This window comes from Micromonospora sp. HM5-17, from assembly GCF_003762835.1.
GTDB lineage: Bacteria > Actinomycetota > Actinomycetes > Mycobacteriales > Micromonosporaceae > Plantactinospora.
In genome coordinates this window covers 187804-212006 of the sequence record NZ_RJWA01000006.1, presented here as the reverse complement: position 1 = coordinate 212006, position 24203 = coordinate 187804, and the positions used below count along the sequence as shown (strand labels likewise).

Sequence of the window (24203 nt, the reverse complement as noted above, 5' to 3'; positions counted from 1 at the left end):
ACCCGGCATGACCAACAACAGCAGGCGGGAGCCGGCTGGGGTAGCCGGCTCCCGCTGGGCCAGCCCAGCCGCCGCCGTCCGCGCCGCCAACGGCTGGCCAGCCTGCGCCGCCGGCTGCGGATGGCCCCTCGACCCCGCCGCCGCAGCCGGCGGACACGACCGACACCCCGGCTGCGACGACCTCGCCCCCGTCATCCCACTCCACAACCGACAGCGACCACGGCAGAGGACAGCATGACCACCACGATCACCCGGCCCGGCCTGTACGACGGCATCCCCGATGCCGACTACCACGCCGACCCGATCCCCGGCGGTTCGCTGTCCAGCACCGGAGCACGTCTCCTCCTGCCACCGTCCTGCCCGGCGAAGTACCGGTGGCAGCTCGACCACCCGACGCCCACCAGCCGGCCCGAGTTCGACCTCGGCAAGACCGTGCACCGGCTCGCCCTCGGCGCCGGCGCAGACATCACCGTCATCGACGCCCCCGACTGGCGCACCAGGACTGCCCGCGAGCAGCGCGACGAGGCGTGGGCGGCCGGCCGGACACCAGTACTCGCCGCCGACTACGACCGGGCCCGCGCCATGGTCAGCGCCCTGCGTCAACACCCGCTCGCCGGCGCACTGCTCGACCCGTCCACCGGCCGGCCCGAGGTGACCGCCGCGTGGATCGACGCAGACACCGGCGTCTGGCTGCGAGCCCGATACGACTGGCTGCGCGACCAGACCGACGGCCGGCCCATCATCGTCGACCTCAAGACCTGCGTCAGCGCCGACCTGGCGAACCTGCAGCGGGCCATCCACACCCACGGCTACCACCAGCAGGCCGCCTGGTACCTCGACGGCGCCAGCGTCCTCGGCATCGACGCGCGGTTCGTCTTCGTCTTCGTCGAGAAAGACCCGCCACACCTGATCCGAGTCGTCCAGCTCGACCCGGTTGCCGAGCGGATCGGACAGGCACGCAACCGCGAAGCGATCGGCATCTACGCCGAATGCGTCCGGACCGGCGTGTGGCCCGGCTACGGCGACGACATCCCCCTGATCCCGCTGCCCGCCTGGGCAGAGAACCAACACACCAAGGAGGTCTGGTGACCGCCCTCGATCGCATCACCAACCCGGCAGTCCCCACCCCGGAGATCCTCGGACAAGCCACCGTCATCGAACAGTCCCGGGCGGTCGCCGAGGTAGCCGCCGCCGTCCAAGTCGCCCAGCAGTGCCCGCGTGACATTGACCAGGCGGTTGCCCGCATGCGCCGCGCCTGCAGCCAGCCCGGACTCGCCGGGCAGGCCTTCTACGCCTTCCCCCGCTCCGGGCAGACCGTCACCGGCCCGTCCGTCTACCTGGCCCGCGAGCTCGCCCTGTGCTGGGGCAACATCCAGTACGGGGTCGCCGAGCTGCGCCGCGACGACGCCGCCGGCATCAGCGAGATGCAAGCGTTTGCCTGGGACGTCGAAACGAACACCCGCTCGGCGCAGATCTTCATCGTGCCCCACCGGCGGGACAAGCGCGGCGGTGCGGAACGGCTCGTCGACCTGCGCGACATCTACGAAAACAACGCCAACCAGGGCGCCCGGCGGGTACGGCAGGCCATCTACTCGGTCCTGCCGAAGTGGTTCACCGACGAGGCCGAGGAGATCTGCCGGCGCACGCTGACCGTTGTCACCGGCGAACAGCTCGCCCAGCGCGTCCAGAGCGCGATCGACCAGTTCGCTCGCGGCGGCATCACCCTCGAACAGCTGGAGAGGAAGGTCGGTCGGCCGCGGGCCGAGTGGACGGCCGAGGACGTCGCCGAACTCGGCGTGCTGTTCCAGTCGCTCAAGCGGAAGGAGATCAGCCGCGACGAGGCGTTCCCGCCCGACCCGGTGACCGTCGCCGAGATCACCGCTGCCAGCGGGGAGCGTGTCGCATGAGCCTGCCCACCATCCACGGCGTCGGTCGCCTCACCGACGACCCCGAGCTGCGGTTCGCCGCCACCGGAACCGCCATCTGCCGGCTGCGGATCGCCTTCAACCAGCGCAAGCGCGACGCCAACGGCGAATGGGTCGACGGCGACGTGTGCTTCCTCGACGGCACCCTGTTCCGCCAGGAGGCCGAGAACGTCGCCGAAAGCCTGCGCCGCGGCGACGAGGTCGTCATCACCGGTCGACTCAAGACCAACAGCTACGAAACCCGCGAGGGCGAGAAGCGCAGCCGCATCGAACTCGTCATCGACTCCATCGGCCCCAGCCTCCGGTACGCCACCGCCCAGGTCCAGAAGATGACCCGCTCCGGCCCCGGCGCCGCACCGGCCACCGGCCCAGCCGACGACCCGTGGGCGACCGCCACCCCCGCCCCGGCCACGCCCGGCCGGACGCGGACCGCCGACGCCGGCTTTCCGAGGACGGCGTCGCGAGACGACGACGAGCCTCCGTTCTGACTCCGAACAGCCCCGCCCGGACCAGGCCGGCACCGCGCATCGAGCGCGCGACGGGGCACCAGCCCACCCGCACCAAAACGAGACCTAGGGGGGGACCCGATGACACACCCAACCGCCGGCGGCATCCTCGCCGCCAGCGACGCACTGCGGGGCCCTCAGCAGACCTTCACCCGCGAGCAGGTCGCCTACCTGATGCGCCTCGCCTACGACTCCGGCCGCACCGCGGCCCTCCTCGACGACCTCGCCATCATGCACGCCGCATTCGCGGCCCACACCTGGCGAGAAACCAACGAGCGACGGGTCGCCCGCGAGCTGGCCGAGATGGACCGGGCCGCCCGAGCGGCGGCCGCCCGGGCCGGCCGCCCCTACCGGATCCACCCCGGCGGGCCCGTCGACTGGGAAACCGGCGCCCCCATCCACCTGGGAGCAGCGGCGTGACCGACATCGACCTGTGGGAAGGCATGAGCGTGGCGCCGCCTGAAGACCCGTTCAGCCCCGACGAACACGAGGCGTGGCAGCGGCAGGAGGAGCAACTGCGCGCCGAGGTGCTGGCCGCCCGCCAACGGCAACGGCAGGCCGAGGAAACCGAACGGCAGCTCACCCTCCTGCGCGCCCGCCACGCCGCCGAACAGATCTTCGCCGAAGAGCAGGCGGCAGAGGCCAAGGCCCGGGCCGCGGACGCGGCCCGCGTCCACGACGGCGCCACCTTCCTGCTCGACCTACCACCGACCCCGCCCGCCCTGTGGGGCACAGGCGCAGACATCCTGTGGGCACGCGGCGAGGCACTGATGATCGCCGGCCCGCAGGGCGTCGGCAAGACAACCCTCGCCGGGCAGCTGCTCCGCGCAGTCGCCGGCCTGCCCCCCGGCGACGTGCTCGGCTACCCGGTCGAACCGTGCCAGCAGCGGGTGCTGTACCTGGCCATGGACCGACCCGAGCAGGCCCGCCGCAACCTGGCCAGGATGTTCACCGACGCCGAGGCTGAGTTCGGCCGCCAGTACCTGTCCGAGATCATCCGGTTCTGGGTGGGCCCGCCGCCGTGCGACCTCGCCGCCGACCCGGAGGGCCTGCTCCGGCTGGCCCGCGAACACGACGCCGACGTCGTGTTCGTCGACAGCCTCAAAGACGCCGCCGTCGGCCTGGCCAAGGACGAAGTCGGCGCCGGCTACAACCGGGCCCGGCAGCTCGCCCTCGCCGAAGGCATCCAACTCGTTGAGCTGCACCACGTGGTGAAGAACGGGGCGGACGGCGGCAAGCCGAACAACATCAACGGCATCTACGGGTCGACCTGGTTGACCTCCGGTGCCGGGTCGGTGGTGCTGCTGTGGGGCGAACCCGGCGACCCGATCGTCGAACTGCTGCACCTCAAGCAGCCGATGAACGAGGTTGGCCCGCTGAAGATCCGCCACAACCGGGAGACGGGCCTGGCCGAGGTGTTCCACGACCCGGACACCGACGTGGTGGCGCTGGCCCGCCGCTGCTCCACGACCGGCCTATCGGCGAACGAGGCGGCGGCTTGCCTGTACTCGGTGGAGAAGCCGACGAAAGCCCAGATCGAGAAGGCCCGCCGGCGGCTCGACGCGCTCGTGGCGCAGGGCCTGCTGTACGCCCGCGACCCGGACACGGAGCGCGGCGGGCGCGGCCACGGCAGGCGGTGGTTCCCGGCCGCTCCGGCGTCGTGGGAGGAGCCGGACCGGTGAGCCCAACCACGGCGTGGGAACGCTCCCAAGAAAGTCACGGAGAAAGTCACGCTTCGATGCCTCGGCGTGACTTTACGGCCGACGATCAAGCGTTTCCGCAGGTCAGAGCCGGTTCTCAGAAAGTCACGCAGAAAGTCACGCAGAAAGTCACGTTGATCTCCAGCGACCGTGACTTTACCGCGTTTCCGCAGGTCAGAAAGTCACGCGGAAAGTCACGGCACAAAGTCACGCCCCCCCTCCCCTTTAGGGGAGGGGGCGGACAAGCACCCAAACCCAAGATCCACACCACCCCGGGAGACACCATGGACGACCACCCGACCACCGACCACCCGGCACCCGTCGACGGGCCCGAACCCGTCGGCGACATCGCCGCCCGCATCCTCGACAACCTCGCCACCCGCCAACGCGACGCCCTCGCCCGGCTCGCCCGCGCACACCAACACCACCCCCTCCTCCACCGCCGAGAGGAGCAGCCGTGAGCTACAAGCAGGGCCGCGGCTTCGAATGGAAGGTCCGTAACGACCTCGAAGAGAACGGGTACGCAGTCGTCCGCGCCGCCGGCAGCAAAGGCAAGACAAAGATCGACCTGATCGCCCTCAAACCAGGCCAGGCACTCTTCATCCAAGCGAAACGCGACGGAACCCTGCCCCCCGGCGAGTGGGACCGCCTCGTCGATGTCGCCAGCTGGGTCGGCGCCATCCCAATCCTCGCCGTCAACGGGCCACACGGCCGCGGCGTCGTCTACACCCGGCTCCTCGGCCGCAAACGGCGCGGCCACCGCATCCAACCCTGCGAACCGTTCCGGCTCGACGCCCTCGACGACGACCCCGGTTACTGCGGCCACGAGCTGCACGGCGCCGACGGCGGCCCCTGCCCCGGCTGCGGCTGGGACTCCCACCCCATCCCCACCACCGCCACCCCGGAGACCACCCGATGACCGACAGTCGCGCACCCCACCCGGCCATCCGCCAGCTCGTCGCCGAGCTGACCATGCTCCGCCTCGTCCGCGGCGTCACCCAGGAGCGGATCGCCGCCCGGCTCGACGTCACCACCGCCACCGTCGCCAAGTGGGAGGGCGGCACACGCTCGCCCTCCTCGCGCCACCTCGCCGAGCTGGCCGCGATGCTCGGCTGCGAGCTGGCCCTGGTCGAGGCCGCCCCCGGAGAGGAGGCCGCCCGATGACCGACCACGACCCCGAGGTCCGGCAGACCGCCGACCGCCTGCCGACCGGCGACGAGCGGGACGCCCGCTGGCGCGACATCGCGCTCACCCGGCCCGGCTACGCCACCTACCCCGACACGGCGCCCGGCACGCCGTCCTGGTGGGCACGGCAGGGCACCCCGCCACCGGCCGTCTCCTGGGCACACCGGCCCGACCCGCGGCCCCTCGCCGACATCCGACCCGGCCGACCGCTGATGCCCCTCTCGGGGCCGGAGGGGGCGATCATCCCGCCCCGGGCCGACGGCACCATGTGCGCCGTCTGGCGCCGGCCCGACGACGGCCCGGATCTTGCCGCTGCGGCGCGATCTGGGACGGGCGAGGGTCAGGACAAGGGCACGGCGGTCCCAGACGCTCACAGCGGATCTCAGGGCTCCGAGGCGGACACGCCTCGGCACGACGCCGAGGTGATCATCGACTACGCCCGACGCATCGGCCTGCCGCTGCTGCCGTGGCAGGCGCGCGTCGTCCGCCGCTTGTGGGACCAGCGGACCTGGGGTCGCCGATGAGCCCCACCTGCCGGCCGTGGTCCGGGGCGTGCGGGATCTGCCGTCGCCGCCGCCGGCGGCAGGCCACCCCGCGCGCCGGAGGTCGCGACGTCCTCGTCTGCGACACCTGCGACCAGCCCACCCCGACCACCGAGGAGCGCCGATGACGACCTGCGTGATCTGCGACCAGCCCGCCGAGCCGACCGCCTACGCCTGCCAGCGGTGCGCGACCCGGACCGGCACCCTGCTCGCCCAGGCCGCCGACCTCGCCGCCGACGCCGACGACGCGGCCGCCGGACTCATGCGCCACGGCACCGGCGGACGCCGCGGCGGCGAGCACCCGATGCCCGGACGGCCCGACCTGCGCGCCCGGCTCGACGCCGCCACCACCACGCTCACCACGTGGGCGCGGCACGTCGCCGACGAGCGCGGCCACACGCCGCCGGCACCCGGGCGACACCCGGGCGGCACCGCCGCCGCATGGCTGGTCGGGCACCTCGACTGGCTACGCCACCAGCCGTACGCCGGCGAGGCCCTGGCCGACCTGGCCGGCGCCGCGCGGGACGTCATCCGCACCGCCGACCGGCCGCCCGAGCGGGCCATCGTCGGCGCATGCGAGTGCGGGGCGGTGCTGTACGCCATCGCCGGCGCCGACGTCGTCCGCTGCCGGTCATGTGGGGCGCGCTGGGACGTCGAGGCGTCACGGGCCACCCTGCTACGGCACGTCGAGGACCAGCTGCTGAGCGCCGCGCAGATCGCCCACCTCGCCGCCCGCGCCGGCCACGACCGGCAGCGGGTGCGGAATCTGATCGCGGTGTGGGCGCGCCGCGGCGTCATCAAGCCCGCGTACCGCGACGACCGCGGTGTACCGCTGTACCGGCTCGGTGACGTGCTCGACCGGCTCGACGCCGCCGCCACACCGGCCCTCGCGGCGGCAGGATGACCATGGGCGTGGTAGTGTCACCGGTCGAAGGGGTAGACGAACCCTGCCCGGAGTCCGGGGAGACCCGATGCCCCGGGCGCTGAAGATTTGCTCTCAGCCCGGATGCCCGGAGCTGACCGCCAGCGGACGGTGCGCCGCCCACACACGCGACGCCGACCAGCGGCGAGGCACCCGACACCAGCGCGGCTACGGCCGAGCCCATGAGCGCCGGTTCCGCACCGGCGTGCTCCGCCGTGACCCGCTGTGCGTCTGCACCGACACCAGCCACGGCCACGGCCCCGCCTGCCTGCGACCGTCCACCGTCGCCGACCACTGGCCCCGCGACCGGCGGGAGCTGGTCCGGCTCGGCCTGGACCCGGACGACCCGCAGTACGGGCGCGGCCTGTGCAAGCCGTGCCACGACAGGCACACCGCTCAGGCCCAGCCCGGCGGCTGGCACGCCGGACGGTGACTATCCGTGACCACCCCTGGGGGGCTACCCCCTCGGGCGGGGGCACAGAGGACCGCCGGGGAGGGCCGCGCCCGGTCCGCCGGGTTCAAAGTCCCCGGGTCGTCACGCGATGTGACGGCCGCCCGATGCCGCGCGATGCGGCGGAGGAGTGATCACGAGATGCCAAGTGGTGGTGCGCGAGTGCGCTCCGGGCCACCGCCGGACCCTAACGCCCTACGGCGGGACCGGCGGTCGGACGGCGAGTGGACGGTACTGCCGGCGGAGGGCCGGGCGGGCGATCCGCCGGCGTGGCCGCTGGTGGGGCAGTCCAAGCGCGAGGCCGAGCTGTGGACGCTGCTGTGGAGGAGGCCGCAGGCGGTCGAGTGGGAGCGGCTCCATCAGACGGTCGAGGTGGCGCTGTACGTCCGTAACCTTTCCGTGGCTGAGCTGCCGGGCTCGCCGGTGGCTCTGGGCACGCTGGTGCGCCAGCAGGCCGACGCCCTGGGGCTGACGATCCCGGGCATGCGGTCACTCCGGTGGCGGATCGACGAGCTGGCGGAGCAGAAGAGGCGGGCGGTAGCGAAGGCGGCGCCGGCGGCGCGGCCGTCGGCGCGAGACCGGTTCCGGGTCATCGATGGGGTCATCGATGGCTCGGCGGAGTGAGCCGGAGGCGGTCGTCGGGCGGTACGTCGTCGACTTCCCCACCCTGTTCGTCGCGGTGGACTGGATCGAGCGGCACTGCGTCATCCCGGACGGTTTCCACCGTGGGCGCCCGTTCGAGATGTACGACTGGCAGGCGTGGTGCACGCTGAACCACTACCGGGTCCGCGAGGACGCCGAGTGGATTCCGGAGGCCCCGCTGTTGGGCACGGCGTTCTACTATCGACGGTCGCTGATCATTGCCCCGCAGAAAACCGGCAAAGGCCCGTGGTCGGCAGCCGGGGTGGCGTTGGAGGCGGTCGGACCGTCGGTGTTCGCGGGCTGGGCAGGTCGAGGGGACGGCTACGCGTGCTCGGACCACGGCTGCAGGTGCGGCTGGGAGTACGAGTACGCGCCGGGCGAGCCGATGGGGATGCGGCACCCGTCGCCGCTGATCCAGATCACTGCGTACGCCGAGGACCAGACGGACAACATCTACCGGCCGCTGAAGGCGATGATCCGGCAGGGGCCGCTCGCCGACCTGATGCGTGTCGGCGAGGAGTTCACCCGGATCGTGGACCGCGAGGATGGCCGGATCGATGTGGTGACCTCGTCGGCGCAGGCAAGGCTGGGTAACCCGATCAGCTACGCAGCCCAGGATGAGACCGGCATCTGGACTGCGCAGAACAAGATGATCAGCGTCGCGGACACGCAGCGGCGTGGTCTGGCCGGCATGCAAGGCAGGTCGCAGGAGACCACCAACGCGTTCGATCCGACGCAGCGGTCACAGGCTCAGCTGACCTACCAGTCGCCGAGACCGGACATCTTCAAGTTCTACCGGCAGCCGCCCGACAACCTGCGGTACGACCGGAGGGCAGACCGTCGCAAGATCCACGCGTACGTGTACGCCGGGTCTCGACATGTCAACCTCGACGCGATCGAGGCCGAGGCCGAGGAGCTGATCGCCAAGGGCGACATCGCCCAGGCCGAGCGCTTCTTCGGTAACCGCATGCGGGCCGGGTCTGGTCGCTGGCTGGACATCGACCGGTGGCGCGCCCGGGCTCAGCCTCGCGAGGTGCCGGACGGCGCGCCGATTGTGTTGGGGTTCGACGGCTCCGACATCGACGACTGGACAGGGTTTCGGGCGGAGACCCAGGACGGCTACCAGTTCACGCCGGCGTACGGGCCGCCCGGTGCCCGGCTGCCGACGGTGTGGGATCCGGCCGAGTGGGGCGGCCAGGTGCCGCGCGGCGAGGTGTCCGACGCGCTGGCCGAGCTGATGCGCCGGTACGTGGTGGTGCGCCTGTACGCGGACCCGCCGTACTGGACGACGGAGATCGACCAGTGGGCGGCCGAGTACGGGGACCAGCGGGTGGTGCGCTGGTACACGCACCGGCCGGTGCAGATGCAGGCGGCGGCCGACCGGCTGCACACCGACGTCACCAAGGCGGGGTCGAGCTTCAGCCACGACGGGTGCCCGCTGACGGCCGCGCACATCGAGGCCGTGCACCGGGAGCCGCGGCCCGGCGGCCGGTACAGGCTGGCCAAGCCGGATGACGGCCGCAAGATCGACTTGGCGGTCGTGTCGATCCTCGCCCACGAGGCGGCCGGGGACGTGACCGCCGCCGGGCTGTGGCCGAAGCCAAGGAGTCGGCCGAAGGTCATCGTCATGAGGTGATGAAGGGAGGCTGCTGATGGCACTCCCGACCACCGATCTGGAGTGGGTCGACTACCTCTCCCGCCGCCACGACGCCGAGCGACCCGAGCTGGAGATGCTCGACCGCTACTACGAGGGCACCCAGCCACTGACGTACATGCACCCGGAGGTGCTGCGGGAGGTCGCCGACCGGATCCGCCCGGTGGTGATCGCGTGGCCGCAGCTGGTGGTTGACGCCCTCGAAGAGCGACTCGACGTGAAGGGGTTCCGGCTGCCTGACGCCGACGCCGCAGACCGGGACCTGTGGCGCGTGTGGCAGGCGAACGACTTGGACGAGATGAGCCAGCTCGCCCATGTCGACGCCCTGGTGATGCGGCGGTCGTACGTGTGCGTGGGCACCAACGAGCGTGACGCCGATACGCCGCTGATCACCGTTGAGTCGCCGCTTGAGGTCTACGCCGACATCGACCCGCGCACCCGGCGGGTGCGTGCGGCGCTGCGGCGGGTGGACGAGGAGGACTCGGTCGTCCGGATCAGCGAGCGGTACGCGACCCTCTACCTGCCGGACCGGACGATCTGGTACCGCTGGGGTGGCAGGTGGCGGGAGGAGGCCCGGGACGAGCACAGGCTCGGCGAGCCGCCGGTGGTGCCACTGGTCAACCGCCCGCGGCTGCGGGCGGCCCGCTACTCGCCCCAGACGGGGGCGCAGCGGGTGCAGTACGGTCGGTCGGAGCTGGACGCGATCCTGCCCCTGTCGGACGCCGCCAGCAAGCTGGCCACCGACATGATGGTGGCGGCGGAGTTCGTCGCGATCCCACTTCGCGGTCTGTTCGGGGTCGGCCCCGACGACCTGCAGGACGAGCGGGGTAACCGGCTGACGGCACTGCAGGCGATCATGGGCCGCCTGCTGATGATCCGGGATGACTCTGGTGTGGCGAAGTCGTTCGAATTCGCGAGCGCACAGCTCGCGAACTTCCACCAGGCGGTGGAGCGACTCGCGCAGCAGGTGGCGGCGATCGCCGGGCTGCCGCCGCACTACATCGGCACCGCCACCGACAACCCCGCCAGCGCCGACGCGATCCGCTCCGCCGAGAGCAGGCTGGTCAAGAGGGCAGAACGGAAGCAGCGCATCTTCGGCGGCGCCTGGGAGCAGGTGATGCGACTGGTACGCCGCATCCAGACCGGCGAGTGGGATCCGCGGCTGCGCCTGCTGGAGACCAACTGGCAGGACGCGTCGACGCCGACGGTCGCGCAGCGGGCGGACGCGGCGATCAAGCTCTACACGGCGCCGCCCGGCCAGCTCCCGGTCGTGCCGCTGCGGCAGACCCGCGAGGACCTCGGCTACAGCGCAGCGCAGATCGCCCGCATGGAAGCCGAGGACCGGCGTGCGGCCGAGCGGGACCCGGTGGCGGAGATCGCCCGGGGGCTGGCCGGTGGCGGAGACTGACCGGCTCGCCCTGGAGCACTACCGGATGCGTCGTCGGCTGGCCGACGCGGTTGCCCGGGCGGCGCGGCGGGAGTGGCGACGGCTGGCCGTCGCCGATCTGAGCGGGTCGTGGGATGCTCTGCTGCCGCGGCTGCTGGTCGTGCTGGCGGGCGCGCAGCGGGCTGCGGCCGCGATGGCGGACGGCTACCTCGACAGGGTGCTCGCGGCTCAGGAGGTCGACGCGGCCGCCGAGGGGGCGGTGGTCGCGTCGGCACTCGCCGGGGTCGCGTCGGACGGGCGGGAGCTGGCGTCGCTGCTGCGCGAGCCGGTCATCACCGCCAAGTCGGCGATCGGCCGCGGCGCGACGCCCGTCCGGGCGTTGGCGACCGGGTACGCCCACCTGGACATGATCGTGCGGACGCAGGTGGCGGACGCGGGACGGGCGGCGGACCAGGTGGCGCTGGTGGCCCGCCGGGCCGCGTCCGGCTACGTGCGGATGGTCGTCGGCGCCACCTGCGCCCGGTGCATCATCCTCGCCGGCCGCTGGTATGCCTGGAACAGGGGGTTTCAGCGGCATCCGCGCTGCGACTGCGTGCACATCCCGGCACGCGAGGACCGGGCCGACGAGGTACGCACCGACCCGCGCGCCCTGTTCAACACGATGTCCCGCGAGGAGCAGGACCGGGTGTTCACACGGGCCGGCGCGCAGGCGATCCGCGACGGCGCCGACATCAGCCAGGTCGTCAACGCCCGGCGCGGCATGTCGACGGCGGCCGGGCAGGCTGGCCGGCGGCGCCTGGTCCGCGACGAGATGGGCCTGTATACGACGCGGGAGGGCACCACCCGGCGCGGGTACGCGGGCCAGCTCCTCGGCGCGCAGCGCGGCGGCCGCGCCGTGCGGCTGATGCCCGAGTCCATCTACGAGCTCGCCGGCGGCAGTCGGGATGAGGCGATCCGGCTGCTGCGGGTGCACGGATATCTGATCTGACCGGGTGCGATGCCCGGCCACACCATCGAGAGGTCGCGATGACCCAGCCCACGACGACGCCGGGCGACCCGGCGCCGACCACTGACACGACTGACCAGCAGGCCGCCCCGACTGCCGCCTCGGCGGGCGACCCGCCGCAGGACAGGCCACTCGGCCCGGCCGGCGAGAGGGCGCTCCGGGAGGAGCGTGAGGCGCGCAAGGCGCTGGAGCGTCGACTCGCGGCGCTGGCGCCGCTGGAGCGGGCCGCCGCCGCGCTCGCCCCCGACCAGGGCGCCGACGACGGCAAGACTGACGTGCAGCGTCTGGCTGAGCGGTTGGACGCCTACGAGCGGCAGCTCGCCGAGGAAAGGCAGGCCCGCTGGCGGGTGGAGGTCGCCGCCGAGAGGGGGCTGCCGCCCGCGCTGGCGGACCGCCTGCGGGGGTCGACCCGCGAGGAGTTGGCCGCCGACGCCGACGCACTCAGGGCGCTCATCCCCGCGGCGGGCGCCGCCCCGCGCGTCCCGATGCCGGATCCGACGCAGGGAGCGCGGGCCCCGGTCGACCTCGACGCGCAGGTCACGGACGCGCAGCGGCGGGGCGACTGGCGCACGGTGCTCAGCTTGCAGAACAAGCGGCTGGCGACCATCGCACAGCAGCGCAGACATCAGCAGTAACCACCGGGCCGGACCGCTGGCCCGGTCACGACAGCCAGAGGAGAGTCAACCGTGGCCGGAATCACCGCGCTCGGCACCACCTACAATTTGCCGAACTACACGGGCGTCCTGCACCAGCTCACGCCCTCCGACACTCCGTTCTTCTCGGCGATCGGCGGACTGTCGGGCGGCCGGCAGACCAACAGCACCGAGTTCGAGTGGCAGACCTTCGACCTCCGGTCAGCGGGCCAGAACGTGGCCACGGAGGGCCAGGACGCGCCGGCCGAGCAGAACCGGGTCCGGGCGAACGTCAGCAACATCGTGCAGATCCACCACGAGACCATCGGCGTGTCCTACACCAAGCTGGCCGCGGTCGGCGCCAAGTCCGGGGTCAACAACGACCTGGCCAACCCGGTCACCAACGAGCTCGACTGGCAGGTCGAGCAGATGCTCAAGCAGATGGTGAGGGACATCGAGTGGTCCTTCATCAACGGCACCTACCAGAAGCCGGTCGACAACAGCACCCCGCGGCAGACCCGCGGCATCCTGGAGGCCATCACCACCAACGTGGTCGCCAACCTGACGCCCACGCCTCTGAGCGAGGACATGGTCCTCGACCTGCTGCAGATGGTGTGGGAGTCCGGCGGCATCATGGAGTCTGAGACAGCGACGCTGATGTGCGGCGCGTGGCAGAAGCGTCAGCTCACCAAGATCTTCATCACCGACCGAAACTACCAGGAGACCAGCCGGAACGTCGGCGGCGTCAGCGTCCAGGTCGTCGAGACCGACTTCGGCCGGCTCAACCTGATGCTCAACCGACACATGCCGGCCGACACGGTCGCGGTGGTCTCCCTGGAGCAGTGCGCGCCGGTCTACCAGGAAATTCCGGGCAAGGGGCACTTTTTCGCCGAGCCGCTGGCGCTCACCGGCGCGTACGAGCGCACCCAGCTCTACGGCGAGGTCGGGCTGATGTACGGCAACGAGCGCACGCACGGCAAGATCACCGGACTGACCACGGGGCCGGAGGAGTCCTGATCGGGGCGGGGAGAGAGGTGGGCGAGGTGGACCGGTACCAGGAGCGCTACCTCGCCCACCAGGCCCGCAAGCGCGAGGTGCTTCGGCAGCTGCTGTCCACCACGGTCAACACCTTCAGCGTGCACGCCGTCGGCGCGCTGATCCGTGGCCAGTTCCCAGACCGCTGTCGGTACGAGACACCCGTGGAGGCGACGATGTCCGCCTGGCGATTCGCGTGCGACCGGTACCCGAGCCTGGTCGTCCCCGCGCCGCCGGGGGCCGCCCGGGACGTGCGGTTCCGCGGTGGCGTGGCACTGGTCCGCGACCAGCGCGCGGCCGACCACCTGATCCAGCACGGCGGGCCGCTCGGCATCACCCTTATCGACGGGCCGCTGGCGGAGCGAGTGACATCCGAGGACGTTCCGGGCGGCGGCGACGTGCCTGATGGGGCGATCCGGGACGTGATGGCATGGGTCGACGGCGACCGGGCGCGCGCCGCCCGGGCACTCGAGGTGGAGCTCGCCAGGGGCGACCGGGCGCGGACGACGTTGGTCCGCGCACTTGAGGCCATGACCCGGGACGCGTGAGAGGGGGCGGATCCGATGGCCGACCAGCTGGCGACCCCGGAGGATCTCGCCGCCCTGCTGCAGCTGGACTGGGACAGCCTGGATCCGGCGCAGCAGGCTAGCCTGACGATGCTGGTCGAGATCGGCACCGCGGTCGTCCAGGCCGAGGCCGGACAGCGGTTGGTCGCCGTCACCGACGACAGCGTCACCCTGCTGGGCACCACCGACTCATGGCTGGATCTGCCGGAGCGGCCGGTCACCGCGGTGTCGTCGGTGGCGGTCGACGGCACCGCCGTCGGCGACTACCGGCTGTTCGGCGCCCGACTGTGGCGGTCGTGCGGGTGGGCGCCCTCGCCGCTGGAGCCGTCCACGGTGACGGTCGCGTACTCGCACGGGTACGCGTCCGACGCGCAGGAGCTGCAGCTGGCGCGGGGGGCGGTGTTGGCCGTCGTGCGGGACTGGGCTGCCAACCCCACGGCCGCGACGTCGCTGCGGATCGACGACTACGCCGAGACGTACTCGGCGCTGGCGGCCCGGCTGGAGACGACCACGCACCTACGGGCCGCGTTGCGCCGCCAGTACGGGCGCCGCGGCGGGCTGGTGAGGATCGGATGATCCGGGCTGCCGCGCTGCTGGCCCGCGGTCGGCGGGCCGCCGAGGCGCTGATGGTCGACGCGTGCACGATCCGCCGCCGCACCGGGGAGACGGTCGGCCCGGGCGGGGTGGTCACCCCCACCTACACGACCGTCTACTCGGGCCGGTGCCGGTGGCAGCAGCCGGCGGCGCAGGCTGCTCAGCAGGACGTCGGCGAGGACTATCTGCTGATGCTGCGCCTGGAGGTGCAGCTGCCGATGTCGGTGACCGGGGTCCAGACCGAGGACGAGATCGTCTGCGACAGCAGCGTCCACGACCCGGACCTGGTCGGCCGGGCGTTCGTGGTCCGCGACCTGGCCCACAAGAGCCATGCGACGGCCCGGCGGATCGGGGTGGTGGAGCGGACGTGACGATCCGGATCGAGCACGGCGACCTGGACCGGTGGGTGGCCACCATGGACAGGGCCACGTCGAAGGCGCCCGAGGAGGCCACCCGGGTCGTCGCCAAGGGCGCACTCAACATCAAGACGGACGCAAGGAGACGGATCGGCCGGCCCCGTCACGCGCCCGCCTACCCGGAGTCGATCGGGTACGACATCTGGCAGGGGCTGCGCGGCCCGGTGGCGGAGATCGGCCCGGACAAGCTGCGCCGCCAGGGCGCGCTGGGCAACCTGCTGGAGTACGGCAGTGTCCACAATCCCCCGCACCCGCACATGATCCCGGCGGCCGAGGCGGAGCAGCCGCGTTTCGAGCGGGCGATGGAGGCTCTCGCCGAGCGACTGCTGGAGGAGCGGTGAGCGGGGACGCGGCGCACGCGGACGCGATGCTCGCGCTGCTGCGCGCCGACCAGGGACCGCCGCCGCTGGTCGTGCTCGACGGCCGGGTGCCGCCCGCGATCACCCCGCCGTACGTCCTCGTCTACTTCGCGTCCGCCGATCCGGAGGATGCCGAGTCGCGGTCGCTGGCCGGCGACTCGCAGCGGCACCGGACCCGCGCCTACGCGCACTGCGTCGGCGCCAACGCCGAGGCGGCCCGGATCGTCGCCGACCGGGTGCGGGCCGCGTGGCTGGACGTCACCCCGACGGTCGACGGCCGGGTGTGCTGGCCCATCCGCCGCGAGGACGGCGTCCAGGCCGAGCGTGACGAGACGGCCGGTGCGGCGGCGATCGACCTGGTCGAGGTGTACCGGCTGGAGAGCGTGCCCGCCGACTAGCGGCGGCGAATCAGCGCGACCAGCAGCGCTACCAGGGCGGCGGCCCCGCCGACGCACGCGAGCAGCACCAGCACGTGCCAGATCCTCAGTGCACCCATGGCCGCCACCGTAGCGGCCGACCGCAACGTTGCCCTCCACCGATCGGGTGGAGGGCGTTGTCGTAGAGGAGACAGGAGTAGTGGCGGCACTGACACCTACCCGCCCGACGGCCGCCGGGGTGGCTTGGTCGCCCCAGGCGGTGTCGTCGAGCGACACCATCTCATCGAGCGTCCTCGGATCCCGGGGCGCCATCCTGGTCGTCACCAACGGCGGCGGGTCGGACGACTCGGTCGAGGTGAGCGACTCCGGTCTGACGCCAGCCGGCAACCCCGCCGACACGACCCCGGTCACCGTGGCCGCGGGAACGTCGGTGGCGATCCGCATCTCGCCCCGGGCGGTCGACCCGTCCACCGGGGTGGTCACCGTCACCCACTCGCAGACCAGCGACGTCACGTACGTCCTGGTGCCGGTGGAGTGATGGCGATGGACCGTACCGAGCGTGTGTGGCTGCGCAACCCGGCGACCGGCGGGTACTTCCGGTGCCCGGCTCGCGCGTCGCAGCAGTGGATCGACATGGGGTGGGAGCGGTCGGATCCGCCACCGCCGGCGCCGTCGCCGGTTGTGGCGGAGCGCCTGCGCTGGCAGGCCGAGCAGCGTGCCGCCTCGACGGCGGCGGCGACACAGTCCAGGACGCGGCGGTCAGCCGCACCACGTGCAGAGGAGATGACCGATGGCTGACAGCCTCGCAGATGGCCGTACCAGGGTGGCCTACGTGCCCAGCATCGCCAACCCAGCGGCGCCGACCGTGGACGAGCTCAACGGAGGCTTGCTGCTGCAGGACGTGATGACCGCGGATGGCTTGGTGGGTTTCGAGGCCAGCACCGCCGAGGTCGACACCAGCTCGCTCGGCAGTACGTTCGACACCAAGACGATCGGCCGCGACAGCTTCAGCGGCACCCTGCTGCGGCTCAAGAAGCAGACCGGCAGCGATCCCGCGTTCACCACCCTGACGAGGGGCACGGACGGGTACGTCGTGATCCGGCGGGATGTCGCCAAGGACACCGGATGGGCCGCCGGGCAGGACGTCGAGGTGTACCCGATCATCTGCGGTCGGCGCCGCAATCTGCCGCCCGAGGCCAACAGCGTCCGGCGGTACGAGGTGCCGACGATGATCACCGACGATCCCGAGCTGGACGCCGTCGTCGCCTCCTGACCCTTGACCAGCCCCGGGCGGTCCCCCATCCCGCCCGGGGCCGCCACCTACCGATGGGGGCCGATGGGGGATCGATGACCAGGGACATCAAGGCGCTGATCCGGGATGCGCGGCTACCGGAGGCCACCGTGGCGGTGTGCCTGCACGCCGACCTCGTGGCCGAGGTGGAGGCGGCCGAGCGGGAGCTGGCTCAGGAGCAGGCCCGGCCGCGGACCAGCCTCGGTGACGGCGGTCGGGCGCGGGAGATCGCCGAGCGGATCGAGGCGCTGCGTCGGCAGATGATGGAGTACACCGTCGAGCTCCGACTGCGGGCGATGACCCGCCCGCAGTGGCGCGCGTTCGTCGCCGAGCACCCGCCGCGCAAGGCCGACGACGGGAGTGTGGACGAGCGCGACAAGTACATCGGGGTCAACACCGACACCTTCTTTCCCGCGCTGATCCGCCGGTCGGTCGTCTCGCCCGAGCTGGACGACGAGGACTGGCGGCTGCTGCTGGACGAGCGGCTGACCGACCGGCAGGTCGACCAGCTGGCGGACGCCGCGTGGCGGCTCAACCGGAGGGACGTGGACGTCCCTTTCTCACCCGCCGCCTCGCGGATCCTGTCCTCCGAGCCCGCATAGAGGCGGCCGAGCGGCTCGGCGTCAGCCCGCGCCGGTTGGACGGATGGGAGCCGACCGAGGTCACCGAGTACGAGTACGACGAGTCGGGGCGCCTGGTCCGGTCGGTGACCACCCGGGAGTCGGAATGGGCGGAGGAGGACGTGGCGTGGATGCTCGCGCTGGCCGCCTACCGGCGCGGCCTGTGCCCGCTGTGCGGTAGGCCACTGGAGGAGTGCGCGGCGTCGGACGCGGAGGGGGCGTACACGGTCCCGCCGCCGACCCGCTGTCACGCCACGACGGCGCTGCTGATGGCGCAGGAGCGGTATCGGGACACGCCCCAGGCGGGGGCGCTGCTGTGGGTGGCCGAGAGGCGGGGGTGAGTGGTGGCGCTGCGCACGGTCGGGGTCCGGCTGCAGGCCGAGGTGTCCGGCTACATGGCCAGTCTCCGGCAGGCGAGCCGGGCAACCCGCGACTTCGCCGGCGAGCTGGACCGGGCGGCCCGGGCGGGTCACCTGGACGCGGTGGCCGACCAGGCGGGCCGGGCCGGTCTGGCGCTGGTCGGCATCGCCGGGGCGGCGATCGCGTCCGCTGCGCAGTTCGACAAGGCCATGTCGTCGGTGCAGGCGGCGACGCACGCGTCGGGTGCCGAGCTGGAGCAGCTGCGGTCCGCCGCGGTGGAGGCTGGCCGGGACACCGCGTACTCGGCGACCCAGGCGGCCGGGGCGATCGAGGAGCTGGCCAAGGCGGGCGTCGAGACGGCCGACATCCTCGGCGGCGGCCTGTCCGGTGCGCTCGCCCTGGCGGCGGCCGGGCAGATGGACGTGGCCGAGGCGGCGGAGGTGGCCGCGTCGGCGTTGACCCAGTTTCGCCTGGAGGGGTCCGATGTCGGCCACGTGGCCGACCTGCTCGCGGCCGGCGCCGGCAAGGCACAGGGCAGCGTCCACGACATGTCGATGGCGCTCAACCAGGCCGGGCTGGTGGCGGCGCAGATGGGCCTGTCCGTCGAGGACACGGTCGGCACCCTCACCGCTTTCGCCAGCGCAGGTCTGCTCGGCTCCGACGCCGGCACCAGTCTCAAAACCGCGCTGCTGATGCTGGCCGCCCCAACCGACGAGGCGGCCGAGCTGATGCGGGAGCTGGGGATCACGGCCTACGATGCCCAGGGCCGGTTCGTCGGCATGGTGTCCCTGGCCGGCCAGCTGCAGGCGCAGCTCGGCCAGCTCACCCAGGAGCAGCGCAACGCAGCGTTGGCCACAATCTTCGGGTCGGACGCGATCCGGGCGGCGAGCATCCTGTACGAGCAGGGCGCCCGGGGCATCGCCGAGTGGATCGCGCGGGTTGACGACCAGGGGTACGCGGCGGAGACCGCCGCGATGAAAACGGACAACCTGGTCGGCGACCTGGAGCGGTTGCGCGGCGAGCTGGAGACCCTGGCGATCCAGTCCGGATCTGGCGCCAACGCCGGCCTCCGTACCCTGGTCCAGGGTGCCGAGGCGCTGGTCAGCCAGTTCGGGCAGCTCCCGCCGCTGATGGGGCAGACGGTCACGGTCCTCGCCGCGGTCACCGGTGGTGCGCTGCTGCTCGGCGCCGCATGGGTGAGGACGCGGCGGGCGACCGCGGACATGCTGGAGGAGCTGCGGGCGACCGGGCCGGCCGGCACCAGGGCGGCCCGCGGCCTGGAGCTCACCACCCGGTGGGCGGGCCGGGCCGCGGCGGCGTTCGCGGCCGCGCAGGTGGCGGCGGCGACGATCTCCGCGACGGTCGGCGACACCCTCAACCCCCAGGTCGACGCCCTGGCCAGGGGGTTGCAGCGGTGGGCGGCGTCCGGTGAGCGGTCAGGCGAGGCGGCCCGGCTGCTGGGTGACGATTTCGAACACCTGGCCTACGACCTCGGGACGCTCGACTCGGGATTCTGGGCTGACCTGGGTAACGGCATCGCCGGCGCGGTCGAGTCGATGACCGGGCTCGGGTCGGTCGCCGACGAGTCGTTGCAGCATGCCCGGGAGCGCCTGGAGGCGATCGACCAGGCGCTCACCCAGCTGGTCCAGTCAGGCCAGGGCGAGCAGGCGGCGGCGATTTTCGCCAAGCTCACCGAGGAGGCGCGCGAGCAGGGCGTCTCCGTTGACGAGCTGCGGGCGGGGCTGCCCGGGTACGCGGCGGCGCTCGAGACGGCGGGTGCGGCGTCCGGGACCGCCGCCGGCCAGGTCGGCCAGCTCGGCGCCGAGGCGGAGCAGGCCGCCGAGGCCGCCGAGCAGTTGAAAGAGGCGTTTGACGAGCTGTTCGGCATCCAGATGGACGCCGATACCGCCCTCATCCAGTACCACCAGGGGCTGGCTGATGTGCGGGAGGAGCTGGGCAGGGGCACCCGGACCCTCAGTGTCCACAGCGAGGAGGGCCGCAAGAACAGGTCGGCCCTCCTCGACCAGATCGAGTCGATCAAAAACTTGCGGGATGCCCGGATCGCCGAGGGCATGTCCGTCGAGGAGGCTAACCAGAAGTACGACAGCCAGCTGGGCCAGCTCGAGAGGCTGGCGCGGCAGCTCGGCTACGACGAGGACGAGGTCCGGGACCTGATCGGCGCCTACCGGGACATCCCGAAGCGGGTGGACACCACGGTGTCCGTCGACACCCGGTCTGCGCTCCAGAGGGCGCGCGAGCTGCGCGACTACCTCAAAAAAATTCCGGACGAAGTGGTAAATATCGCCCTGCGGGTGACGGGCGCCAGCAACGCCGCCGCGGCCGCCGCCGCGATCCGCAAACAGTACGCCAATAGGTGGGGTGGCGTGTACACGCACGCGCAGGAAGGCGTGCTGCGTGAGGCGCACGTCGCTTCGCCGGTCGCCCCGGCCCGGTACGCGTACGCGGAGCCGGCCACCGGTGGCGAGGCGTTCGTGCCGAGGCACGGCGACCCGGCTCGGTCGCTGTCCATTTTGGACACGGCGGCCGGCTGGTACGGACACATGCTGGTGCCCCGGTCGCTGACGGTCACCCAGCCGGTGGCGGCGCTGCCGGTGCCCGCGCCGCCCCCCGATGTGCGCGAGGTGCGGCTGTCGGTCGGGCCGGGCGCGCAGCAAGAGCTGGTGCGGATGCTGCTGCCGCTCCTGCGGGCGGAGATCGTCACCGGGTACGGCGGGGACCTGAACCGCGCGCTGGTGAGGGGGTGACCGGGTGTCGGTCGAGCTGCGCTCGGACGCCTCGACGGTCGCCACCGTGGCGTCCACGTCGCTGACCGTCGACTGTCCGGCCGGGGTGGTGGCCGGCGACGTACTGCTGGCCGTGGTGGCAGCTGTCGGTACGCCGACGATCACCGCGCCGGCCGGCTGGGTCGAGGTCGACACCCTCGACGCCGGCACATCGTCGCTGCGGTCGGCGGTCTACTACCTGGTCGCCGACGGCGGGGAGCCGGCGTCGTGGTCGTGGACGCTGGACAGCTCGGCCCGGGCCTGGGTGTGGGTCGGCGCCTACACCGGCGTCGACCCGGACGACCCGATCCAGGCCGTCGCCGGCGAGGAGGACACGACTCCCGGCGTGAATTTCATGGCGTCGACTGACCTGCTCCGGCCGGAGGGTCGGCTGGTGTGCGCCGCGGCTGCTGTCCGGTCCGCGTCCGGGGCGGCGGTCGCCTGGTCGACGCCGACTGCCCACCGGGTGCTGCGGGCCAGCCTGAGCACCAACGGGGGGGCCGGAACCGACGTCGCCGGGTGCGTGGTCGACGGGACGGGGGACGCGGTGACGCTCTCCCCGGACACCCGCATGGTCGCCTCGCTGGCGACGACGGCCGGGCTGACGTGGGCGGTCGCGCTGGCCCCGGTGCTGGTGCCGTACGACCGCCACCAGCTACTCAGGCCGATCGTGGAGGTCGCGTGGGGTGCCGACCCGGACGGCGACCCGGCGGGCTGGACCTGGACGGACATCTCCGACCAGGTGACGCCGGCCGGGGTCACCATCACCGTCGGGCTGGCGCAGGACTCGCGGGCGTCGATGGCGCCGTCGGCCAGCCTGAGCCTCACCCTGCTCAACACGGACGGGGCCTTCACGCCGGACAACCCGTTGTCGCCGTACTGGCCGCACGTGACCACCGACGTGCCGATCAGGGTGTCGATGCCCTACGGCTACGCGCCGCCGACGGAGCGGATCACTGCTTTCGTGCAGTCGTGGAGCCCGAGCTGGGACGCGACGGGCGACTATTCGGTGGTGGGCGTGTACGCCCGAGGGCGCCTGGAGCGCATCCAGGGCGCGACCGCGCCGCTGTCCTCGGCGCTACGCCGGGCCATCTCCGGCCCGTCGGTGCCGGCCGGCGCGCTGCCGGTCGCGTACTGGCCGTGCGAGGAGGAGGTCGGCGCGGCCGAGGGCGGCTCGGCGCTACCTGGACGGCCGCCGCTCCGTGTAGCTGGCAGCGTCGAGTTCGGGGCGGCCAGCGACTGTGCCGGGTCCGGACCGCTGCCGACGCTGGCCGAGGGCGGCCAGCTCGTCGGCCAGGTCGTCGGCGCCACCCCGGGCGCCTGGTGCGCCATGGCCGTGCTCCGGCTGCCGTCGACCCCGGTCGCGTCGACCACGACGCTGATGCGGGTGGACTGCACCGGCACCGCCCGCCGGTGGCGGGTCGACCTGCAGCCCGGCACGCCAGACGAGATGTACGTCCGGGCGGTCGACTCGGACGGCGCCACGGTGGTCGAAACCGGCTTCGGCATCACCGAGTCGGAGATCTACGGCCAGTGGATCGTCCTCGCCCTGGCGGTCACCCAGGACGGCTCAGACGTCGACTACGAGGTGGCCTACTACTCGGCGGTTGGGTCGGGTGCTGGCGGCGGTGGTACGGCGTCGAGCCGGACGTGTGGGGCCGTCACCCAGGTGACGGTCGCGGCGACGTCGACCACGGCCGGCATGGGCGCTGGGCATATCGCCGTGTGGGCCGATCCCGATTTCACGTCCGGTGACGTCTTCACCTTTGCGTTCGCGGCGCTCAGCGCCGGGTCCGGCGAGTGGCCAAGCGAGCGGTTCGGCCGGCTCTGCGACGAGCTGGGGGTGCCGTACATCGTCTACGACTCGTCGGAGATCAGCCGGCTGAGGATGGGCCCGCAGCCGATCGCCGCCGCAGCGACCGTGCTCGAGGAGTGCGCCGCGACTGATCAGGGTCTGATCCACGACGCCGGACCGGGCGGGGCGCTGGCGATGGTGACCAGGCAGTATCGGTACAACTGGCTGCCCTCAATGGTCCTCGACGTCTCCGACCGGGAGGTGGCGGCGGGGCTGTCGCCGACCTACTCGACCAGGGACCGGATCAGCGACTCGACGGTGACCCGCTCCGGTGGCGCGTCGGGCCGGTACGTGGACACGACCGCCCCGGCCGGCAGGCAGGAGCAGGTGACGCTCAGCCTGGCCGAGGATGGCCTTCAGGCGCAGATCGCGGCCTGGCGGGTGGCGGTGGCGCAGCCGCGGGGGATGCGGTACTCCTCGCTGCCGCTGGATCTGCGGGCGGCCCCGCAGCTGGCGGCCGACTGGCTGGCGATGCGACCGGGCCGGCTGGTGCGCGTGACCGGTCTGTGGGTGGTGCCGACGCACCCGCCGGCGCCGCTGCTGCAGCACGTCGACGGCTGGGTCGAGCGCATCAGCAGCGAGTCGTGGACGGTGACGCTGCACACCTACCCGGCCGAGCCCTACCAGGTGGGGGTGCGTGACGACCCGGATCGGGGCCGCCGGGACACTGCGGGTTCGGAGCTGACGGCGGCGATCGACGCCGACGAGACCTCGATCGCGGTCACCAATGCAGGTCTGGCGTGGACCACGGATCCGGCGCACTACCCGCTGGACCTGATGGTGGGCGGGGAGCGCGTGCGGGCATCCGCCGCCGACGCTCAGACCCCGGGCGGGACCCTCTACACATGGGATGTCGACGCTGAGGGGTGGACCGGCGAGGGCACCACGTCGGTCACACGAGTGACGAGCCCGACCCACGACGGCACGGGTGCCCTCGAGGTGACGAAGACGATGGCCGGCGGTACGGACTCGCTGCGCTGCAACGACGCGGACGGCGCGCTCCAGGACAGGTCCAGCCTCGGGGCCGTCATCACCGTGTGGGTGCTGGTCCCCGCGGACGCGGCCGGTAGTGACTGGATGGCCCATATCGAGCTCCAAGACCCGGATTTCACGTGGGTGCCGGGCCCTGACGTGTCGCTGACGCCGGGCGTCTGGACCCAGGTCGCGTACCGGCCGACACCGTCCCTGCTGGCCTCCTGCCGGGCGATCGGAGTGCAGGTGACGGCTACCGGCGTCGCCGGTGCGCAGTCGGTCTATCTGGACACCATGACCCAGCTAAGCACCCAGACGATCACCATCAGTCAGCGCGCAGTCGACGGCGTGTCCCGGGCCTGGCCGGCCGGGACGCCGGTACGCGTCTATCAGCCCGCGCGGCGGGCGCTGTGAGGGGGGAGT

At 72.5% G+C, this 24203-nt stretch carries 28 protein-coding genes; all 28 read left to right on the top strand.

The genetic code is table 11. From position 1 onward, the window contains the following. Positions 1-234: 234 nt before the first annotated feature. The 28 genes from EF879_RS18750 (at position 235) to EF879_RS18615 (ending at position 24194) form a co-directional block, all read left to right on the top strand. The gene (locus EF879_RS18750; protein ID WP_123560385.1) at positions 235-1089 is read left to right on the top strand and encodes a PD-(D/E)XK nuclease-like domain-containing protein; all 855 of its coding nucleotides are present in this window, start codon (positions 235-237) and stop codon (positions 1087-1089) included. Further along, positions 1086-1907, top strand: a complete 822-nt coding sequence (locus tag EF879_RS18745) for a hypothetical protein (RefSeq protein ID WP_199736500.1) — start codon at positions 1086-1088, stop codon at positions 1905-1907. Before EF879_RS18750 ends, EF879_RS18745 begins: the two co-directional genes overlap by 4 nt. After that, positions 1904-2413: a single-stranded DNA-binding protein gene (gene ssb, locus EF879_RS18740; protein ID WP_123560384.1), complete on the top strand. Its 510-nt coding sequence runs from the start codon at positions 1904-1906 to the stop codon at positions 2411-2413. Before EF879_RS18745 ends, ssb begins: the two co-directional genes overlap by 4 nt. Positions 2414-2512: 99 nt before the next feature. Continuing rightward, complete coding sequence (locus EF879_RS18735; protein WP_123560382.1) at positions 2513-2851, top strand: hypothetical protein; 339 nt, start codon at positions 2513-2515, stop codon at positions 2849-2851. Then, positions 2848-4113 (top strand): AAA family ATPase, encoded by a 1266-nt coding sequence (locus tag EF879_RS18730; RefSeq protein ID WP_233604566.1) that lies wholly within the window; start codon positions 2848-2850, stop codon positions 4111-4113. Before EF879_RS18735 ends, EF879_RS18730 begins: the two co-directional genes overlap by 4 nt. A gap of 302 nt (positions 4114-4415) precedes the next feature. After that, positions 4416-4592 (top strand): hypothetical protein, encoded by a 177-nt coding sequence (locus tag EF879_RS27310; protein ID WP_158624205.1) that lies wholly within the window; start codon positions 4416-4418, stop codon positions 4590-4592. Beyond that, entirely contained in the window at positions 4589-5050 is a 462-nt protein-coding gene (locus EF879_RS18725; RefSeq protein WP_123560380.1) for a Holliday junction resolvase, read from the top strand. Before EF879_RS27310 ends, EF879_RS18725 begins: the two co-directional genes overlap by 4 nt. Beyond that, complete coding sequence (locus tag EF879_RS18720) at positions 5047-5295, top strand: helix-turn-helix domain-containing protein (protein ID WP_123560378.1); 249 nt, start codon at positions 5047-5049, stop codon at positions 5293-5295. Before EF879_RS18725 ends, EF879_RS18720 begins: the two co-directional genes overlap by 4 nt. Then, complete coding sequence (locus tag EF879_RS18715) at positions 5292-5840, top strand: hypothetical protein (RefSeq protein ID WP_123560376.1); 549 nt, start codon at positions 5292-5294, stop codon at positions 5838-5840. The genes EF879_RS18720 and EF879_RS18715 overlap by 4 nt, the downstream gene beginning before the upstream one ends. A 142-nt stretch (positions 5841-5982) precedes the next feature. Next, on the top strand, positions 5983-6762 hold the full coding sequence (locus EF879_RS18710; RefSeq protein ID WP_123560373.1) for a hypothetical protein: 780 nt from the start codon (positions 5983-5985) through the stop codon (positions 6760-6762). A 67-nt stretch (positions 6763-6829) separates the two neighbouring features. Next, positions 6830-7213 (top strand): holin, encoded by a 384-nt coding sequence (locus EF879_RS18705; protein WP_123560371.1) that lies wholly within the window; start codon positions 6830-6832, stop codon positions 7211-7213. Between the two features lie 297 nt (positions 7214-7510). Beyond that, positions 7511-7855: a hypothetical protein gene (locus EF879_RS18700; protein WP_123560369.1), complete on the top strand. Its 345-nt coding sequence runs from the start codon at positions 7511-7513 to the stop codon at positions 7853-7855. Beyond that, positions 7839-9509 carry a hypothetical protein gene (locus EF879_RS18695; protein WP_123560368.1) on the top strand — a complete coding sequence of 557 codons (1671 nt, stop codon included), beginning with the start codon at positions 7839-7841 and terminating at the stop codon, positions 9507-9509. The genes EF879_RS18700 and EF879_RS18695 overlap by 17 nt, the downstream gene beginning before the upstream one ends. 16 nt (positions 9510-9525) lie before the next feature. After that, positions 9526-10935, top strand: coding sequence for a phage portal protein (locus EF879_RS18690; protein ID WP_123560367.1), 1410 nt, complete (start codon positions 9526-9528; stop codon positions 10933-10935). Further along, complete coding sequence (locus EF879_RS18685) at positions 10922-11902, top strand: hypothetical protein (protein WP_123560741.1); 981 nt, start codon at positions 10922-10924, stop codon at positions 11900-11902. Before EF879_RS18690 ends, EF879_RS18685 begins: the two co-directional genes overlap by 14 nt. Before the next feature lie 38 nt (positions 11903-11940). Then, positions 11941-12555 carry a hypothetical protein gene (locus EF879_RS18680; RefSeq protein WP_123560365.1) on the top strand — a complete coding sequence of 205 codons (615 nt, stop codon included), beginning with the start codon at positions 11941-11943 and terminating at the stop codon, positions 12553-12555. A gap of 51 nt (positions 12556-12606) precedes the next feature. Then, positions 12607-13569 carry a DUF5309 family protein gene (locus EF879_RS18675; protein ID WP_123560363.1) on the top strand — a complete coding sequence of 321 codons (963 nt, stop codon included), beginning with the start codon at positions 12607-12609 and terminating at the stop codon, positions 13567-13569. Between the two features lie 26 nt (positions 13570-13595). After that, positions 13596-14135 (top strand): hypothetical protein, encoded by a 540-nt coding sequence (locus tag EF879_RS18670; protein WP_148086481.1) that lies wholly within the window; start codon positions 13596-13598, stop codon positions 14133-14135. A gap of 15 nt (positions 14136-14150) precedes the next feature. After that, a complete protein-coding gene (locus EF879_RS18665; protein WP_123560360.1) occupies positions 14151-14729 on the top strand; it encodes a hypothetical protein in 579 nt (192 codons plus the stop codon). Beyond that, positions 14726-15118, top strand: coding sequence for a DUF6093 family protein (locus EF879_RS18660; protein WP_123560358.1), 393 nt, complete (start codon positions 14726-14728; stop codon positions 15116-15118). Before EF879_RS18665 ends, EF879_RS18660 begins: the two co-directional genes overlap by 4 nt. After that, on the top strand, positions 15115-15504 hold the full coding sequence (locus EF879_RS18655) for a hypothetical protein (RefSeq protein WP_123560356.1): 390 nt from the start codon (positions 15115-15117) through the stop codon (positions 15502-15504). The genes EF879_RS18660 and EF879_RS18655 overlap by 4 nt, the downstream gene beginning before the upstream one ends. Beyond that, positions 15501-15920, top strand: coding sequence for a hypothetical protein (locus EF879_RS18650; protein WP_123560354.1), 420 nt, complete (start codon positions 15501-15503; stop codon positions 15918-15920). Before EF879_RS18655 ends, EF879_RS18650 begins: the two co-directional genes overlap by 4 nt. A gap of 178 nt (positions 15921-16098) precedes the next feature. Continuing rightward, positions 16099-16437: a hypothetical protein gene (locus EF879_RS18645; protein ID WP_158624204.1), complete on the top strand. Its 339-nt coding sequence runs from the start codon at positions 16099-16101 to the stop codon at positions 16435-16437. A 252-nt stretch (positions 16438-16689) separates the two neighbouring features. Then, positions 16690-17172, top strand: coding sequence for a hypothetical protein (locus EF879_RS18635; RefSeq protein ID WP_123560348.1), 483 nt, complete (start codon positions 16690-16692; stop codon positions 17170-17172). A gap of 74 nt (positions 17173-17246) precedes the next feature. Further along, positions 17247-17792 (top strand): hypothetical protein, encoded by a 546-nt coding sequence (locus EF879_RS18630; RefSeq protein WP_123560347.1) that lies wholly within the window; start codon positions 17247-17249, stop codon positions 17790-17792. A 35-nt stretch (positions 17793-17827) separates the two neighbouring features. After that, a complete protein-coding gene (locus tag EF879_RS18625; RefSeq protein ID WP_123560345.1) occupies positions 17828-18151 on the top strand; it encodes a hypothetical protein in 324 nt (107 codons plus the stop codon). Positions 18152-18154: 3 nt separating this feature from the next. Next, entirely contained in the window at positions 18155-20935 is a 2781-nt protein-coding gene (locus EF879_RS18620; protein ID WP_148086480.1) for a phage tail tape measure protein, read from the top strand. Positions 20936-20939: 4 nt separating this feature from the next. After that, positions 20940-24194, top strand: a complete 3255-nt coding sequence (locus EF879_RS18615) for a hypothetical protein (RefSeq protein ID WP_123560341.1) — start codon at positions 20940-20942, stop codon at positions 24192-24194. The last annotated feature ends 9 nt before the right edge of the window (positions 24195-24203 follow it).

Excerpts from the sequence above, each read along its gene's own strand:
- EF879_RS18750 (WP_123560385.1), top strand. The coding sequence starts at position 235 with ATGACCACCACGATCACCCGGCCCGGCCTGTACGACGGCATCCCCGAT.
- ssb (WP_123560384.1), top strand. The coding sequence starts at position 1,904 with ATGAGCCTGCCCACCATCCACGGCGTCGGTCGCCTCACCGACGACCCC.
- EF879_RS18735 (WP_123560382.1), top strand. The coding sequence starts at position 2,513 with ATGACACACCCAACCGCCGGCGGCATCCTCGCCGCCAGCGACGCACTG.
- EF879_RS27310 (WP_158624205.1), top strand. The coding sequence starts at position 4,416 with ATGGACGACCACCCGACCACCGACCACCCGGCACCCGTCGACGGGCCC.
- EF879_RS18720 (WP_123560378.1), top strand. The coding sequence starts at position 5,047 with ATGACCGACAGTCGCGCACCCCACCCGGCCATCCGCCAGCTCGTCGCC.
- EF879_RS18715 (WP_123560376.1), top strand. The coding sequence starts at position 5,292 with ATGACCGACCACGACCCCGAGGTCCGGCAGACCGCCGACCGCCTGCCG.
- EF879_RS18710 (WP_123560373.1), top strand. The coding sequence starts at position 5,983 with ATGACGACCTGCGTGATCTGCGACCAGCCCGCCGAGCCGACCGCCTAC.
- EF879_RS18705 (WP_123560371.1), top strand. The coding sequence starts at position 6,830 with ATGCCCCGGGCGCTGAAGATTTGCTCTCAGCCCGGATGCCCGGAGCTG.
- EF879_RS18695 (WP_123560368.1), top strand. The coding sequence starts at position 7,839 with ATGGCTCGGCGGAGTGAGCCGGAGGCGGTCGTCGGGCGGTACGTCGTC.
- EF879_RS18690 (WP_123560367.1), top strand. The coding sequence starts at position 9,526 with ATGGCACTCCCGACCACCGATCTGGAGTGGGTCGACTACCTCTCCCGC.
- EF879_RS18680 (WP_123560365.1), top strand. The coding sequence starts at position 11,941 with ATGACCCAGCCCACGACGACGCCGGGCGACCCGGCGCCGACCACTGAC.
- EF879_RS18665 (WP_123560360.1), top strand. The coding sequence starts at position 14,151 with ATGGCCGACCAGCTGGCGACCCCGGAGGATCTCGCCGCCCTGCTGCAG.
- EF879_RS18660 (WP_123560358.1), top strand. The coding sequence starts at position 14,726 with ATGATCCGGGCTGCCGCGCTGCTGGCCCGCGGTCGGCGGGCCGCCGAG.
- EF879_RS18635 (WP_123560348.1), top strand. The coding sequence starts at position 16,690 with ATGGCTGACAGCCTCGCAGATGGCCGTACCAGGGTGGCCTACGTGCCC.
- EF879_RS18630 (WP_123560347.1), top strand. The coding sequence starts at position 17,247 with ATGACCAGGGACATCAAGGCGCTGATCCGGGATGCGCGGCTACCGGAG.